Here is a 17,479-nt window from a genome sequence, read left to right as displayed (position 1 = left end):
AAATGGGCAGTACTTACTTTACCAATTTTTTCAAATTAGTATCATCAGTTATAATAATTTTAACTTCTCTGTTCGGAATGGTAAGAGGTGATTATTATTATTTTTACCACCCATTTTTTTATTTTTTTTATTTTTAATATTTTTTATAAAAGTTTTTATTTAAATTTAATAGCAAATTAAAATCTTATTAATATAAATCAAAGTTTACGGATAATTAGTACTATTCAGCTTAAAATATTACTATTTGTACACTTCTAGCCTATCAAAGTTGTAATCTTCAACTATCCTTAAAAGAAGTTTAATCTTGTGGTAAGTTTCGCACTTTATATGCTTTCAGTGCTTCTCTTTTACGAGCTTAGCTACTCAGCTATGCACTTGGTAGTACAACTGATGCACCATAGGCTCGCCCAATTCGGTCCTCTCGTACTAGAATTAGATCCACTTCAAACTTCTTACGCTCGCAATAGATAGAGACCGAACTGTCTCACGACGTTCTGAACCCAGCTCGCGTGCCACTTTAATGGGCGAACAGCCCAACCCTTGGGACCTTCTACAGCCCCAGGATGTGACGAGCCGACATCGAGGTGCCGAACCTCCCCGTCGATATGAGCTCTTGGGGGAGACTAGCCTGTTATCCCCGGAGTACCTTTTATTCTTTGAGCGATGGCCTTACCATACAGAACCACCGGATCACTATGCCCTACTTTCGTATCTGTTCGATTTGTATATCTTACAGTTAAGCGCTTTTATGCCATTATACTCTACACACGATTACCATACGTGTGAAAGCACCTTGAAGCACGTATACTTTTTAGGAGGCGACCACCCCAGTCAAACTACCTACCACGCATTGTCCTAATTATTTTATTAATTAGTTAGATATTTAATAAACAATGGGTGGTATTTCACTTTTGACTCCACATTACCTAGCGATAATGCTTCATAGTCTCCCACCTATTCTACACATTATTAATTAAAAATCAATACGAAGCTATAGTAAAGGTTCACAGGGTCTTTTCGTCCCATTGCGAGTAATCGGTATCTTCACCGATATTACAATTTCACCGAGCTCACAGCAGAGACAGTATTCAGATCGTTACACCATTCGTGCAGGTCGGAACTTACCCGACAAGGAATTTCGCTACCTTAGGACCGTTATAGTTACGGCCGCCGTTTACTGGGGCTTCAATCAAAAGCTTTATATAATAAATTATATTAACTCTCTCATTTAACCTTCCAGCACCGGGCAGGTGTCAGACCCTATACATCATCTTTCGATTTTAGCAGAGTCCTGTGTTTTTGATAAACAGTCGTCTGAATCATTTTACTGAGACCATAATATATAATATTATGGTAACTTTTCTCCCGAAGTTACAAGTTTATTTTGCCTAGTTCCTTAGCTGTGAATCACTCGAGCACCTTAGGATTCTCTCCTCAACTACCTGTGTCGGTTTTGGTACGAGTTATTTATTATTTAATTTAGAGACTTTTCTTGGAAGTTATTACCTATATTATCTATTTAATAGTACTATCATATTTCGGAAAATAATATGCATTTTACTATATTATTTATTCCTTTATATTTCAACGTAACAATCCATTATTACGCAATAGTTTCACTACTTCGTCCTCCCATCATTATTATAATAAATAAGTATCGGAATATTAACCGATTATCCATCAACTACACCTTTCGGTATCATTTTAGGACCCGACTAACCCTCAGTTGATTAACATTGCTGAGGAAACCTTAGTTTTTCGGTGTATAGGTTTTTCACCTATATTATCGTTACTTATACCTACATTTTCTTTTGTAAGTTCTCCATTATATTTCACAATATAACTTCTATGAATTTACAATGCTCTCCTACCGTATATTATATATATTAATAATTATTATTAATTTATAAAATATACCCATAGTTTCGGTAATATACTTATGCCCGTTTATTATCCGCGCTTAATTTCTAGACTAGTGAGCTGTTACGCACTCTTTAAATGATAGCTGCTTCCAAGCTAACATCCTAGTTGTATAAGATATTAAACTTCGTTATAACAACTTAGTATATATTTTGGGACCTTAACTGATGGTCTGGGTTGTTTCCCTTTTGAATATGGATCTTAGCACCCATATCCTCACTACTATGATAAATATTATAGTATTCGGAGTTTATTAAGATTCGGTAAGTTTTTAAACACCCTCCTCAAATTAGTAGCTCTACCTCTATAATACTATTAACATAATGCTGCACCTAAATGCATTTCGGAGAGTACGAGCTATCTCCGAGTTTGATTAGCCTTTCACTCCTATCCACAAATCATCCGAAGATTTTTCAACATCTACCAGTTCGGTCCTCCACTATATTTTATTATAGCTTCAACCTGTTCATGGATAGATCACTCGGTTTCGCGTCTAATTCTACTGACTATTTCGCTCTTTTAAAACTCGCTTTCGCTATGGCTACACAACATAATTGCTTAACCTCGCCAGTAAAATTAACTCGTAGGTTCATTATGCAAAAGGCAAGACGTCACTTCATTATTAGAAGCTCCGACTGATTGTTTGCATATAATTTCAGGATCTATTTCATATTTATTTTCTAAATTCTTTTCACCTTTCCCTCACGGTACTTGTTCACTATCGGTTTCTGAGTAGTATTTAGTCTTACCAGATGGGCCTGGCTAATTCAAACAAGATTTCACGTGTCTCGTTTTACTTAGGTAATTATTTCTTTTATTTAAAATATTTAATGTACTGGACTATCACCATCTTTGGTATATTTTTCCAAATATTTCTAATATACTTTAAACTAATGTTATTAATAATCCCTCTAACCCTATAATTAATATAGTTTAGACTGTTTTGCTTTCGCTCGCCACTACTTACAAAATCACTATTTGTTTTATTTTCCTCTGATTACTAAGATGTTTCAGTTCATCAGGTTAGCTTTATTTTTATAAATAAAAATAATATTATATTTTTGATATAATAGGTTACCCCATTCGGAAATTTGCGAATTAACTTTATCTTCCAAATACTCGCAACTTATCGCAGTTTATCACGTCCTTCATCGCCTCTCAGAACCAAGGCATCCATTATATGCATTAATAGTAACTTTTATTTTTATATTTTTAATCCTAATTTACTATTATTTTTAAATGGAACTTTTATAAAAAATATCAAATAACAAAATTCTTATGGAGAATATCGGATTTGAACCGATTACCTCCTGTATGCAAAACAGGTGCTCTACCAATTAAGCTAATTCCCCCTTTTTACTTTTATTAATTTTAATAGTCTCGCGTGGAATTGAACCACGGACCTCTACATTATCAGTGTAGCGCTCTTACCTACTGAGCTACGAGACTTTTTTATTCTTAATAAAAGTCTCTCTTATTTTTAATATAATTTTTTTTTATTATAAAATTTTTTTTAAATAAATACAGTTTATTTCCAACCACATCTTCCGATACGGTTACCTTGTTACGACTTAGCCCTAGTTATTAATYTTACTCTAATTAATACTTTTTACARTWWTTAACTTCAAATAATATTAACTTCCATGGCTTGACGGGCGGTGTGTACAAGACCCGAGWACTTATTCACCGCGTCATTGCTGATACGCGATTACTAGCGATTCCATCTTCATAAAGTCGAGTTACAGACTTCAATCCGAACTGAGATTGATTTTTTAGATTCGCTCYTAGTYACCTAWTTGCWACTCTTTGTATCAACCATTGTAGCACGTGTGTTGCCCAAGATATAAGAGCCATGATGATTTGACGTCATCCTCTCCTTCCTCTTAACTTACGTTAGCTGTCTCATTAGATTCCTCAGCATTATCTGTTAGCAACTAATGATAAGGGTTGCGCTCGTTAAAGGACTTAACCTTACACCTCACGGCACGAGCTGACGACAACCATGCAGCATCTTGTGTAACGTCCGTAGACTAATTTATTTCTAAATTATTCGTTACACATTTAAATCTTGGTAAGATTTCTCGCGTATTATCGAATTAAACCACATGCTCCACCGCTTGTGCGGATCCCCGTCAATTCCTTTGAGTTTCAATCTTGCGATCGTACTCCCCAGGTGGATCACTTATCACTTTCGCTTAATTACTGAATTATTTAAAATCCAACAATTAGTGATCATCGTTTACGGCGTGGACTACCAGGGTATCTAATCCTGTTTGCTCCCCACGCTTTCGTGCCTCAATGTCAGAATAAATATTAGTAATCTGCCTTCGCCTTTGGTGTTCCATGTGATATCTATGCATTTTACCGCTACTCCACATATTCCAATTACTTCATATTATCTCTAGATTTTTAGTATTAATAACATTTTTATAATTAAGTTATAAACTTTCATTATTAACTTAAAAATCCACCTACGCACCCTTTAAACCCAATTATTCCGGATAACGCTTGCATCCTCTGTCTTACCGCGGCTGCTGGCACAGAGTTTGCCGATACTTATTCGTATAACATTCAATATATTTTACTTTTAATAAAATTTTTTATTATTATACAAAAGTAGTTTACAACCCATAGGCCTTCATCCTACACGCGAAATAGCTGGTTCAGAGTTGCCTCCATTGACCAATATTCCTCACTGCTGCCTTCCGTAGAAGTTTGGTCCGTGTTCCAGTACCAATGTGGGGGTACACCCTCTCAGGCCCCCTACTGATCTTTGTCTTGGTAAGCCATTACCTTACCAACTAACTAATCAGACATATGCTTATATATTGTCATTCATTTATATATTTAATAAATTAAACATATAAAAAAACTTTCACAATAAATCCTAGTAATTTATTGCATTATAAAGTATTACTCTTAAATTAATAAGACTATTCTTCAACAATATGTAAATTACATATGTTTTACTCACCCGTTCGCCGGTCGTTATAAAATAAATATTATTTANTCTATATTACCCCTCGACTTGCATGTGTAAAGCTAATCGCTAGCGTTTATCCTGAGCCAGGATCAAACTCTTTATAATTAAATATTAGAAATAATAAAATTTCTAATATTTTATTTTTAACTTATTAATTTTCAATTAACAAATTTATTCTTATTAATATTATATATATTTTTATTTAAATATCCAAATCCAAATGACATTTTATCCTATTAAATTTAATATTCCTAAATATTGTTTAAATATTTTTCCAACTTTTGGTCATGATAATTGTAAACTTCTTGTTTTTGATAAAAAAAAAAAAAAATTATATCATAAAAATATAAACTATTTAATTGATCATTTTAAATATAAAGATATAATTATAAGAAATAACACTAAAGTTTTACCTTGTAAATTAACTGGTTATAAAAATAAATCTAAAATTTCTTTAATTTTATTAAAAGCTATTGATAAATCTAATAATATTTGGGAAACTTTAATTAACAATGCTAGAAAAATAAGAATTGGTAATACTATTAATTTCTTTTATTATAATTATAATAATAATAAACAAATTATTTCTTCTAATATATTAGAAAATACTTCTTCTAGAGGTAGACTTATAAAAATTTTAAATATTGATTATAAAACTTTTATTAAAAAATTAAATTTAATTGGTAATCTTATATTACCTAAAATTTTTAATTTTATTAATTTATTTAAAAATTTTACTTATTATCAAAATTTTTACGCTAAAAAGGAAGGCGCTTTATTTATACCTACCTCTGGTATTCAATTTTCTAAACAATTTTTTCTTAAATTAAAATATAATTTTGTAAAAATATTAGATATTACTAATCATTTTAATTATTATTTATACAATTTATTAAATTTAAATGATTTTAATAAATTTCTATATAATCCTGAATTTATACATATTTCTTCTTATAATGTTCATTATATTTTAAAGGCATTAATTAATAATTCTAATATTTGTGCTATTGGTTTAAATACATATCAAACTATAGAATCATGTCAGAAATTTATTATTAATAATAAACATTTTAAAGGTTATTTTAATAATTTTATTGATCTACCTAATAAAAATAAATCTTATATTATTAATAATTTATTAACTTTTTTCCCTTATCCTAATACTTATTATTTTCATTTATTAGCTGATTATTGTGGATATAATAATATTATTCATATTTATAATGAAGCTATTAAATATAAATATTGTTTATTTAATTATGGTGATTTATTATTTATTAAAATATAATATTATTTATGAAAATTAATTATAGATTAATAGTATTTCAAGATATTAATAATAAAAAATATTTCTTCTGTAAATCTACTTTAAATACTAAACATAAAATTAAAATTAATAATAAATCCTATGATTTATATAAAATGGAAATTTCTAGATTTTCTCATCCTTTTTATATAGGACACAGAACACATAATAAAATAACTGGTAGAATTGATAAATTTAATAAAAAATACAATTATTAATAATTTTCTATTTTAAATTTACTATTACTTTTAATATTTAAATCATCATAAATTTTATAATAATCTTTTAAATATCCTACCAATGCTATCATTGCTCCATTATCTCTTATATATTTTTTTTTTTTTAAATAAAATAAATTTATTTTATTTTCCTCACTATATTTTTTTATTTTTTTTATTAAATATGTATTACATGATACTCCACCACATATTAATAATGTTCTTATCTTCGTTTTTTTTATTAATTTATCTATTTTTTCTATTAATATTTTATAAATAGTTATATGAAATGATTTTGATATATTTTTTATATTATTTTTTATATATTCTTTTTTTTTATTTTTTATAAAATTAAATAAATATGTTTTTAAACCACTAAAACTAAAATTATAATTTTTTACTCTAGGTATAGGAAATTTATATTTATTTTTTCCTTTTTTACAATATTTATTTAACATCTCCGCTCCATCACAATAATTAAATCCTAATTTATTCGATATTTTATCTATTAAATCACCTAACGAATCATCTAATGTTTCCCCTATTATTTTTATTTTAAAAAAATCCTTTACTATTAATAATTTAGTATGTCCTCCACTTATACTTAAACATATATAAGGAAATTTTGGATATTTTTTATTTTTTAAAAATATTGATAATATATGAGCTTGTACGTGATTTACCCCAAATAATGGTATATTTAACGCTAAAGCCATTGATTTTGCAAAAAATTCCCCTATTATTAAACTATTTATTAATCCTGGACCACATGTAAAAGCTATTCCATTTATTAAATTATTATTTTTTATTTTAGACTTTCTAATTGCTATATTTACTACATTATATATATTTTTTAAATGATAATTAGATGCTATATTAGGTATTACTCCATTATATTTATTATGTATTTTTTGAACTTTTATAATATTTGATAATACTCTATTTCCCTTTATTATTGATGCAGATGTATCATCAAAAGATGTGTCAATTCCTAATATTATCTTTTTTTTTTTAAATATTTTTTTTATCATTTTTATTATTATGAATAATATTATAAAATTATTTAAAGATTTAAAATGGAGAAAATTAATATTAAATAAAACTAATAATATTATTAAATACTTTATTAAAAATAATAATATTATTTTATATATTGGTTTTGATCCTACTTATGATTCTTTACATATTGGTCATTTATTACCAATATCTATTATTTATCGTTATTATAAAATTTATAAATTTAATTTAATATTAATTGGTGAATTTACTGCTAAAATTAATTTAAATAAAAATAAAATTAAATTAATAAAAAAAAATATTAAAAATATTAAAAAACAAATATATAATTTATTAAATATTAAAAATATTAAAATTATTAATAATAATAAATGGTTAAATAAACTTAATTTATATAATTTTTTAAAAAAAATATGTAAATATATAAATTTAAATTTTATGTTAAAAAAAAAAATAATTTATAATAAATTAAATAATAATAATAATATTAAAATTACAAAATTTTTATATCAATTATTACAAGGTTATGATTATTATTATTTATATAAAAAATATAAATGTAATTTACAAATTGGTGGATCTGATCAATGGAGTAATATATTAACTGGAATAAAAATAATAAAAAAAAAATATAATAAAAATGTTCATGGATTTACATTTCCTTTATTATTAAATAATAATAATATAAAATTTAGTAAAAGTAATAAAAAAAATAATAATATTTGGTTAAATAAAAAATATACTTCAGTTTATTACTTTTATCAATACTTTATTAATTTATCAGATAAAAATTGTATTAAATATATTAAATATTTTTCTTTTAAAAAAAAAAAAATAATTAAACAAATTATTTCTAATCATATTAAAAATCCTGAAAAAAAAATATTACAAAATAAAATTGCTAAAGAAATTACTCAATGGGTACACAATAAAAAAAATTATAAAATATCAATTATTATTTCAAAAATATTATTTAATAATAAATTTAATATTAAATTAATTAATAAATATATTAATATTATTAAAAATAATATTAAAACTTATAATTATTATTATAATAAAATAAAAAATATATATATTTTTAATTTTATTAAAAACAAAATATTTTTTAATTCTAATTCAGAATATAAAAAATTTATTAATAATAATGGTTTATTTTTAATTAATGGATTAAAAATAAATAATAATTTAATTACTAATTTTAATAATTTAATTAAAAATAAATATTTAATTATTCAAAAAGGTAAAAAAATACATTTTTTAATTAAATTAATTAAAAATTTAAATGAATAATTTTATTACTAATATTATTGATAATGATATAAAAAACGGATTATCTATTAAAAATATTAAATTTAGATTTCCTCCTGAACCTAATGGTTTTTTACATTTAGGACATATTAAATCTTTATATATAAATTTTACTTTAGCTAAAAAATATAATGCTAAAATTAATTTAAGATTTGAAGATACTAATCCTAATAATATTAATATTAAATATATTAATCAAATTATTAAAAATATTAAATGGTTAGGTTTTAAATATACTAAAATTACTTATATATCTAATTATTTTAATATTTTATATAAATGGGCTAAACAATTAATAATTAAAAAAAAAGCTTATATACAAAAAATATATAATAATAAAATATATAATATAAAAAATATTGAAAATAATTTATTTCTTTTTAAAAATATGAAAAATGGTAAATATAAAGAAAATTCTTATATATTAAGAGCTAAAATAAATAATAATTCACCTAATTTTTATTTAAAAGATCCTATAATGTATAGAATTATTAATAAAAAACATTTATTTACTAAAGATAAATGGTGTATTTACCCTACTTATGATTGGGCACATGGACAATCAGATTATATAGAAAAAATTTCACATTCTTTATGTTCTATTGAATTTCAACACCATAAACCCTTATATGATTGGTATATTAATAAAATATATAATAAAAATTTTAATATAATAAAGCCTAAACAAATTGAATTTTCTAGATTAAATATATCTAATACTATTACTAGTAAAAGACAAATTAATATTCTAAAAAAAACAAAAATTATTAATAATTTATGTGATCCTAGATTATGTACTATTACTTCATTTAAAAAAAAAGGTTATGATGCTAAATATATTATTAATTTTATTAAAAATATAGGATATTCTAAAAGAAATAATAATATAAATATAAAAAAATTAGAATTATATATTAAAAAAAAAATAATTAATAAATCACCTAAATTATTAGTTATATTAAATCCAATTAAATTAACAATTATTAACTTTCCTAAAAACTCAATTGAATGGATTTATATAAATAATAAAAATTATTATCCTAAATATAAAATTATTCCTTTTACTAAAACTATATACATAGATAAAAACGATTTTAAAGATATTTATGATAAAAATTTTTTTAGATTATCATTAAATAATTATGTAAGACTTAAATATTCTTATATTATAAAAATATTTAAAATTGTTAAAATTAATAATAATATAAAAAAAATATATTGTAAAATATATAATACTATTAAAAATAATAAAATTAAAAGTACTATTCAATGGGTTTCTGTTAAATATAATACTAAAATTAATATTACTTTATATAATTATATTTATTTTAAAAATAATAATATTATTAATAAAAATTCTTTAAATTCTATTAACGTATATGGAGATATATCTATTAATAATATTAATTTATATAATATTTATCAATTTCACAGAATAGGATTTTTTTATTTTTTTAAAAAAAAAAATAATATATTTTATTTTAAAAAATTATTTTTTTTAAATCCTTAATATTAATTAACTTTTATAAATACATTTATTTATTTATAATTTTATATATTTTATTATTTTTAAATACTTTAAAAGGTACATAAGTAGTACATATATTACCTTTTTTTATTTTATTTTTTATTTCTTTATTTTCATTTTTTAATAATTTTATTTCTATTTCTTTTACCCCCAAATTATTACCTATAATTAATATTTTATCTTTTTTTTTTATATTATTAGATTTTACTTCAATTTCCATTATTTTTTTTTTATTATAATATTTTTTTACAAATCCTATAAATATTTTTTTTTTTATTGCTTTTGAACCATAACAATTATTCCATTGTCCTATTTTTTCCCCTAAATAATATCCACTCCAAAAACCACGATTATATACTTTTTTTAATTCATTTATCCATCTTAATATTTTTTCTTTATTATAAGTTTTATTATATATAGATTTTATAGCTTCTTTATAATATTTAGTACATTTACTTATATATTCTGGTGATTTATTTCTTCCTTCTATTTTTAATATACTTACCCCTGAATCAATTATTTTATCTAAAAAATTTATTGTACACAAATCCTTAGAAGACATTATATATTCATTATCTACTTCCAATTCTATATTTGAATCTTTATCTTTTACTAAATATTTTCTTCTACAATTTTGTTTACATACTCCTCTATTTGCTGATGAATTATATGTATGTAAACTTAAATAACATTTTCCTGATATTGCCATACATAAAGACCCATGACAAAATATTTCTATTTTTATTTTTTTTTTTGAAAATCCTTTTAAATTATATATATTTATCTTATTAGTTATATATTTTATTTGATTCAAATTTAATTCTCTACTTAATACAAATACATCTGAATATTTTGAATAAAATTTTAATGATTCAAAATTAGTTATATTTAATTGAGTAGAAATATGAATTGGTAATTTTAATTTATTAGAATATTTTATAACGAAACTATCCATTGCTATTATTGCATCTATTTTATATTCTTTTGCTTCATATAAAATTCTTTTTACCATATTGATATCATGATCATATATTATAGTATTTAATGTTAAATATTTTCTTATTCTTTTTTTTTTACATATTTCATTTATTTTTTTAATATCTTTTATAGTAAAATTAATTTTACTAGCTCTCATATTTAATTGTTCTATACCATAATAAATTGAATCAGCTCCTGATTCTATAGCGGCATATAAACTATCATAATTACCAACTGGTGATAATAATTCTATTTTTTTCATTATTATATTTTTAATATATTATTAATATATTATTAAATTAATTTTCCTCAATAGCTCATCAGGTAGAGCATCTGACTGTTAATCAGAAGGTAGCTGGTTCGAATCCAGCTTGAGGAGTATTATGTTAAAATTTAAAAAAATTATAATTTTAGATAAATTATTAATAAAATATAATTATACTTTATTATATTATTTAAACATAAATAATAAATTATTATTATTAAATAATTATATTAATAAATATTTTATATTTAAATTTTTAAATAATAATTGTTTATTATGTAAAAAAAAAATATTTTTAGAAATGGATATTGTAAAAACTGTTATTTTATCAAAATATTTAATATTAAAATATTTAATCCTATTTTATGTTCATCAAATAATAATAATAAAATTAATAATTTCGAATTTAAAAAACATATAGTTTATTTATCATTTACAAGTAATTTTAAAATAGGTGTAACTATAAAATCAAATTTTATCAATAGATTAATGGATCAAGGAGCAATTAAAGCTATTATAATTGCTTATACTCCTAATAGATATATAGCTGGTGTAATAGAAAAAATAGTAAAACAATATATATCGGATAAAACTAATTTCAGAATAATGTTAACTAATAAATTTAAAAAAAAAATTAATATTTTAAAAATTAAAAAAAAAATTATTAATATTTTAATTAAAACTAATTATTATAAATACATTATTAATAATAATAAAATATTTTATTTTAACTATCCAATTATTAAATATCCAAAAATTATTAAAATAATAAAATTAAATAAAATTAAAAATATTACTCTTAAATTAAAAGGTATAAAAGGCCAATATTTAATATTTAACAATAATTATGTTTTAAATATTATTAATCATATTGGTTTTATTTTTAATTTATATATTTATTAATAATTTTAATTATATTATTATTAATTAATAATTCATTATATTAATTATTAATATTGCGGAGTAGAGCAGGCTGGTAGCTCGTCGGGCTCATAACCCGAAGGTCACAGGTTCGAATCCTGTCTCCGCTATTTTTTATTTGTTTAATGTTTATTAATATTATTACTTTATTTCCACAATTTTGGATAAATTTTTTATCTTATCCAATTATTAAAAAAGCTATAAAAAAAAAAATTTTAAAATTTAAAATACATAATTTAAAAAATTATGTTATAGGTAATAAAATTGATGATTATCCATATGGTGGAGGACATGGAATGATCCTAAAAATTGAACCTATATATAATTGTATTAATAAATTAAATATTAATTTTAATGAAATTATTTTTTTAACTCCTGATGCTAAATTATTTAATCAACAAATAGCTATAAAATTATCTAAATTAAATAATATATTATTTATTTGTGGACATTATAAAGGAATTGATCAAAGAATTAGAGATTTTATAATTACAAAAGAATATTCAATTGGTAATTATGTATTATCAAATGGAGAAATCTCTACTTTAGTAGTAATTGATTCAATAATTAGATTAATTCCTGGTGTATTGGGTAATATAAAATCTGCATTTACTGATTCATTTTATAAAAATAATTATGATTATGAATATCCTTTATATACTAGACCATATAAATTTAAAAATATGAAAGTACCTAATATATTATTATCAGGTAATCATAAAAATATTATAAAATGGAGAAAATTAAACCAATTTATAAAAAAAATAAAATATTTATAAGGCACTAAGTAGATTCGAACTACTGTAAAAGGTTTTGCAGACCCTTGCCTAACCTCTCGGCCATAGTGCCATTATTAATTTATTTTTATTATTAATATATGAAAAATAAATTTAATAAAATTATTAGAGTAAGATTTGCCCCTAGTCCAACAGGCCCATTACACATTGGAGGTTTAAGAACAGCTTTATATAATTATATATATGCTAAAAAAAATAATGGAAAATTTATATTAAGAATTGATGATACTGATAAAAAAAGATTTATAAAAAATTCTATTAATTATTTAATAGATTCATTAAAATGGTGTAATATAAATTATGATGAAGGTTATGGAAAGAAAGGAAAATATAAACCTTATATTCAATCTAAACGTTTAAAAATATATAAAAAATATATAAATAAATTAATTAAAAATAAATTAGCTTATTACGCTTTTGATAAAAAAAACAAATTAAAATTATATAAAAAAAAATATAAAAATTTTATTTATAATAGTTTAACTAGAAAAAATTTGAATAATTCATTAAATATTAATAATAAAAAACTAACTAAATTAATTAAAAAAAATAAATATGTAATTAGATTAAAAACACCTTATAATAAACAAATTACATTTTATGATAAAATCTATGGAAAAATTACTATTAATTCTAATCAATTAGATGATAAAATTATTTATAGATCTAATAAAACTCCTACTTATCATTTTGCTAACGTTATAGATGATCATTTAATGAATATTACACATGTAATTAGAGGGAAAGAGTGGTTATCATCTACTCCTTTACATATTATTATATATAATTATTTAAATTGGAAAATACCTAAATTTGTTCATTTACCATTACTTTTAAATAATAAAGGTAAAATAAGTAAAAGAAATTTTAATAATAATAATAACCCTATTTACCCTATTAAATCTAAATATAAAAATATAAAGATTAAAAATAGTTACGAAGAATTAGGTATATTACCTGAATCATTAATTAATATAATAGCTTTATTAGGTTGGAAACCAAAAATTAACAATGAAATTTTAAATATCAATACTATTATTAAATTATTTACATTAAAAGATATTAATAAATCTGATGTACATTTAAATTTTAAAAAATCATGTTGGATAAATAAAAAATATATTAATAATAATAATAAAAAAATATTAATTTTATTAAAAAAATATTTAATTTTTAATAAAATTTATCATTATTATAATGATAAACTACTTAATACAATTATTAATTTAATAATTAATAGAATTAAATTAATAAATATTAATGATATATGGTATAATTGTTATTATTTTTTTATTAGACCAAAAAAATTTTATATTCCTTTAAAAATTAAAAAATATATTATTTATAATAAAAAAAAAATTATTAATTTATTTTTTAAAATAAATATTTTTTTAAAAAAAAATCATAATAAAAATAAAATTATTTTATTATTTAAAAAATTACAAAATAATAATAATGATTATTATTTAATTTTAAAAATTATAAGAATATTAATTATTGGTGAATTAAAAGGAATTTATTTATTAGATATATTAAATATATTAAATTATAAACAAATTATTTTTCGTATTAATTATTTTAAAAAAATTATTTTTAATTATTATAAATAATAATTATTTACCTATACAAAATTTAGAAAAAATATTTTCTAATATTTCATTAGAAGTTAAATTATAACCATTTATATAATATAAATGTTTTAAAGATAATTTTAAATCTATTGTAATAAATTCATAAGGAATTTTATTTAAATAATCTTTTTTAAATTTTTTAATATATTTTAAACTTTTTTTTAATTCTTCATAATGTCTTAAATTATTTATAAAAATATTATTTCTTATTTGTTTTTTTGGTATAATTTTATATAAATATTTATATATTTTTTTTATTCCTTTCTTTTTTTTTGCTGATATAAAAATAATATTATAATTTATAATTTTTTTTTTTTTTAAATTAATATTATTTTTATCTATTTTATTAGCTATTAATAATACTTTTTTTTTTTTAAATATTTTCTTTTTTAAATATTTTATTTTTTCTTTAAATTTTAAATAATTTTTTAATTTTAAAATATCAAATACATATAAAATTATATTAGTATCATTAATTTTTTTAAATGTTTTTTTAATTCCTATTTTTTCTATTTTTGAATTAGTTTTTCTTATACCTGCAGTATCAAATAAATTTAAATTTAAATTATCAATTATTATTTTACCTTCTACTATATCTCTTGTAGTACCTGGAATATTAGATATTATAGATTTATCTTCTTTAATTAATACATTCATTAATGTAGATTTTCCTGAATTTACTGGTCCAATAATAGAAATATTTAATCCTTCTTTTATTATATTATTAATATTATAAGATTCTATTAAATTTTTTATTTTATTTTCTATATATATTATTTTATTATATATTTTTTTTTTATCAATTGTTATATCTTCTTCTGAAAAATCTAAACTAATTTCTATATAAGATAATATATCTAATATACTATTTTGTATTTTTAATATATTTTTTGATAATTTATTATATATTAAATTATTTATTGCTATATCATGATAAATTTTATTTTCAGAGTTTATTAAATCATATATTGATTCTGCTTGTAATAAATCTATTTTTTTATTTAAAAATGCTCTAAAAGTAAATTCTCCATTTTTTGCTAATCTACCTCCATTTTTTATTATTATATTTATTATTTTTTTTTGTATATAATTTGATCCATGACAATTTATTTCTACTAAATTTTCTCCAGTATAAGAATTTGGTTTTTTATAAATTATAATTATTACTTGATCAATTATTTCTTTTTTATCATAAATAATTCCTATATTTACTTTATTATATTTTATTTTTTTTTTATAAAAAATTTTTTTTATAATTTTTATTGATTTTTTTCCTGATATTCTAATTATTGATATTGCTCCTGTTCCTAATGGAGTTGATATTGCTGTTATAGTATCTTTCCTAGATATATAATAATTATTTAACACTTTTAAAAATTTTTTATGCGGATGAAGGGATTTGAACCCTTAATTCTATTAATATAGAACTAGATCCTAAATCTAGCGTGTTTACCTTTTCACCACATCCGCCTTTTAAATACTTTTTTTATTTAAAATTATTTGAATAATATTTAATTTATTAGGAGGTAATATAATATTATCTTCAATTATATTTTTTTTTAAATATTCATATATTATATTATTATATTTTTTTTTTTTCATATTTATACAATCTATTATTATTATACCTGCCATATTTCTTAATTTTATTTGTCTTATTATTTCCTTAATTGCAATTAAATTTATTTCTAATAATGAATTTTTATTATTTCTTATCATATTACTATTTATATCTATTACATTTAATGCTTCTGTTTTTTCTATTATCAAATTAGATCCATCTAATAAATATACTTTTTTACCTAATAATATTTTTTTTTGTAATTCAATTCCATATTTTTTAAATATTGGTATATTACTATTATATAATTTAATTTTATTATTATTATTTAAATTTAAATAATTAATTATTTTTTTATATAAACTTAAATTATTACATATTATTATTTTTTTTTCTTTTAATATATAATTTAAAATATTATTATTTGTATATTTTTTATTATTTTTATTATTTTTTTTTATTAAATTATTTTTTATTTTTAAATATTTTATTTCATTTTTTATTACCTTTATATTATTTTTTTTACATAATGTTCTTATTATTATTCCATATTTTTTCTTATTTTCTACTTTATCTATTATTGTTTTTATAATATTATTATTTTTTATTTTTCTTGATATTAAAATTTTTTTTAATTTAGGTATTAATATTATATATTTACCTATTATTTTTATTTTACTTGTTAATTTAGGTCCTTTATCATTTATTGGTGTTTTTAATATTTGTACCAATATATTATTACCTATTTTTAATTCATTTTTTTTTAATTCATTTTTTTTTAATAAATCTTCAAAATGTAAAATTCCATATTTTTTATATCCTATATCTATAAATGCTACCTTCATCCCTTTTGATATATAATTTATTTTTCCATTAAATATATCACCTACTGATAATAATTTTTTATATTTATATTCCCTATATTCTAATAATTTATTTTTTTTTAATAAAGCTATTTTAATAATTTTATTAATTACATTAATTACTAATACTTTATTCATAAAAAATAATTTTTATTAAAAATTATTAGGTATGCATTTATT

General features: G+C 20.1%; 12 protein-coding genes, 6 tRNA genes and 3 rRNA genes. 10 read left to right on the top strand and 11 right to left on the bottom strand.

Annotation, left to right across the window (positions count from 1 at the left end; genetic code table 11):
* Position 1: 1 nt before the first annotated feature.
* The 5 genes from rrf to N2590_RS00490 all read right to left on the bottom strand — a co-directional run bounded on the left by rrf (position 2) and on the right by N2590_RS00490 (position 5,008).
* Positions 2 to 114, bottom strand: a 5S ribosomal RNA gene (gene rrf, locus N2590_RS00510).
* An 80-nt stretch (positions 115 to 194) separates the two neighbouring features.
* A 23S ribosomal RNA gene (locus N2590_RS00505) occupies positions 195 to 3,122 on the bottom strand.
* A 77-nt stretch (positions 3,123 to 3,199) separates the two neighbouring features.
* Positions 3,200 to 3,272 (bottom strand) — tRNA-Ala (locus tag N2590_RS00500).
* A gap of 23 nt (positions 3,273 to 3,295) precedes the next feature.
* Positions 3,296 to 3,369: transfer RNA gene (locus N2590_RS00495), tRNA-Ile, on the bottom strand.
* Positions 3,370 to 3,442: 73 nt separating this feature from the next.
* Positions 3,443 to 5,008 (bottom strand): 16S ribosomal RNA (locus tag N2590_RS00490).
* Together the 16S, 23S and 5S rRNA genes with 2 tRNA genes alongside form the textbook arrangement of a ribosomal RNA operon.
* Before the next feature lie 115 nt (positions 5,009 to 5,123).
* Here N2590_RS00490 and N2590_RS00485 point away from each other — a divergent pair.
* On the top strand, positions 5,124 to 6,191 hold the full coding sequence (locus tag N2590_RS00485; protein ID WP_318165716.1) for an S-adenosylmethionine:tRNA ribosyltransferase-isomerase: 1,068 nt from the start codon (positions 5,124 to 5,126) through the stop codon (positions 6,189 to 6,191).
* A gap of 8 nt (positions 6,192 to 6,199) precedes the next feature.
* Positions 6,200 to 6,427 (top strand): 50S ribosomal protein L31, encoded by a 228-nt coding sequence (locus N2590_RS00480; RefSeq protein WP_318165715.1) that lies wholly within the window; start codon positions 6,200 to 6,202, stop codon positions 6,425 to 6,427.
* Here N2590_RS00480 and tsaD read toward each other — a convergent pair.
* On the bottom strand, positions 6,424 to 7,458 hold the full coding sequence (tsaD, locus tag N2590_RS00475; RefSeq protein ID WP_318165714.1) for a tRNA (adenosine(37)-N6)-threonylcarbamoyltransferase complex transferase subunit TsaD: 1,035 nt from the start codon (positions 7,456 to 7,458) through the stop codon (positions 6,424 to 6,426). The genes N2590_RS00480 and tsaD overlap by 4 nt on opposite strands.
* Before the next feature lie 10 nt (positions 7,459 to 7,468).
* On the opposite strand from tsaD, the gene tyrS reads away from it, so the two are divergent.
* Both tyrS and N2590_RS00465 read left to right on the top strand, forming a co-directional pair.
* On the top strand, positions 7,469 to 8,737 hold the full coding sequence (gene tyrS / locus N2590_RS00470; RefSeq protein WP_318165713.1) for a tyrosine--tRNA ligase: 1,269 nt from the start codon (positions 7,469 to 7,471) through the stop codon (positions 8,735 to 8,737).
* Positions 8,730 to 10,265, top strand: a complete 1,536-nt coding sequence (locus N2590_RS00465) for a glutamate--tRNA ligase family protein (protein ID WP_318165712.1) — start codon at positions 8,730 to 8,732, stop codon at positions 10,263 to 10,265. Before tyrS ends, N2590_RS00465 begins: the two co-directional genes overlap by 8 nt.
* 25 nt (positions 10,266 to 10,290) lie before the next feature.
* Here N2590_RS00465 and N2590_RS00460 read toward each other — a convergent pair whose 3' ends face one another.
* Complete coding sequence (locus N2590_RS00460) at positions 10,291 to 11,523, bottom strand: peptidase U32 family protein (RefSeq protein ID WP_318165844.1); 1,233 nt, start codon at positions 11,521 to 11,523, stop codon at positions 10,291 to 10,293.
* A gap of 44 nt (positions 11,524 to 11,567) precedes the next feature.
* On the opposite strand from N2590_RS00460, the gene N2590_RS00455 reads away from it, so the two are divergent.
* The 5 genes from N2590_RS00455 (at position 11,568) to trmD (ending at position 13,226) form a co-directional block, all read left to right on the top strand.
* Positions 11,568 to 11,640 (top strand) — tRNA-Asn (locus tag N2590_RS00455).
* 4 nt (positions 11,641 to 11,644) lie between these two features.
* Positions 11,645 to 11,947: a hypothetical protein gene (locus N2590_RS00450; RefSeq protein WP_318165843.1), complete on the top strand. Its 303-nt coding sequence runs from the start codon at positions 11,645 to 11,647 to the stop codon at positions 11,945 to 11,947.
* A complete protein-coding gene (locus tag N2590_RS00445; RefSeq protein ID WP_318165845.1) occupies positions 11,854 to 12,429 on the top strand; it encodes a DUF2797 domain-containing protein in 576 nt (191 codons plus the stop codon). The genes N2590_RS00450 and N2590_RS00445 overlap by 94 nt, the downstream gene beginning before the upstream one ends.
* Positions 12,430 to 12,483: 54 nt before the next feature.
* Positions 12,484 to 12,557, top strand: a tRNA-Met gene (locus N2590_RS00440).
* A 15-nt stretch (positions 12,558 to 12,572) separates the two neighbouring features.
* The gene (gene trmD / locus N2590_RS00435; RefSeq protein ID WP_318165842.1) at positions 12,573 to 13,226 is read left to right on the top strand and encodes a tRNA (guanosine(37)-N1)-methyltransferase TrmD; all 654 of its coding nucleotides are present in this window, start codon (positions 12,573 to 12,575) and stop codon (positions 13,224 to 13,226) included.
* Here the strand turns inward: trmD and N2590_RS00430 are convergent.
* Positions 13,226 to 13,296 (bottom strand) — tRNA-Cys (locus N2590_RS00430). The genes trmD and N2590_RS00430 overlap by 1 nt on opposite strands.
* Positions 13,297 to 13,324: 28 nt before the next feature.
* Here N2590_RS00430 and gltX point away from each other — a divergent pair.
* Entirely contained in the window at positions 13,325 to 14,854 is a 1,530-nt protein-coding gene (gene gltX / locus N2590_RS00425; protein WP_318165841.1) for a glutamate--tRNA ligase, read from the top strand.
* Positions 14,855 to 14,857: 3 nt separating this feature from the next.
* Here gltX and mnmE read toward each other — a convergent pair whose 3' ends face one another.
* The 3 genes from mnmE to N2590_RS00410 form a co-directional block, all read right to left on the bottom strand.
* A complete protein-coding gene (gene mnmE, locus N2590_RS00420) occupies positions 14,858 to 16,243 on the bottom strand; it encodes a tRNA uridine-5-carboxymethylaminomethyl(34) synthesis GTPase MnmE (RefSeq protein ID WP_318165840.1) in 1,386 nt (461 codons plus the stop codon).
* Between the two features lie 16 nt (positions 16,244 to 16,259).
* Positions 16,260 to 16,345, bottom strand: a tRNA-Leu gene (locus N2590_RS00415).
* 3 nt (positions 16,346 to 16,348) lie between these two features.
* Positions 16,349 to 17,437, bottom strand: coding sequence for a ribonuclease E/G (locus tag N2590_RS00410; RefSeq protein WP_318165839.1), 1,089 nt, complete (start codon positions 17,435 to 17,437; stop codon positions 16,349 to 16,351).
* Positions 17,438 to 17,479: the final 42 nt, after the last annotated feature.

This window comes from Candidatus Shikimatogenerans bostrichidophilus (assembly GCF_033372575.1).
Lineage (GTDB): Bacteria > Bacteroidota > Bacteroidia > Flavobacteriales > Blattabacteriaceae > Shikimatogenerans > Shikimatogenerans bostrichidophilus_L.
The sequence above is the reverse complement of the archived record's forward strand: the minus strand, read 5'-3'. Positions and strand labels throughout refer to the sequence as shown.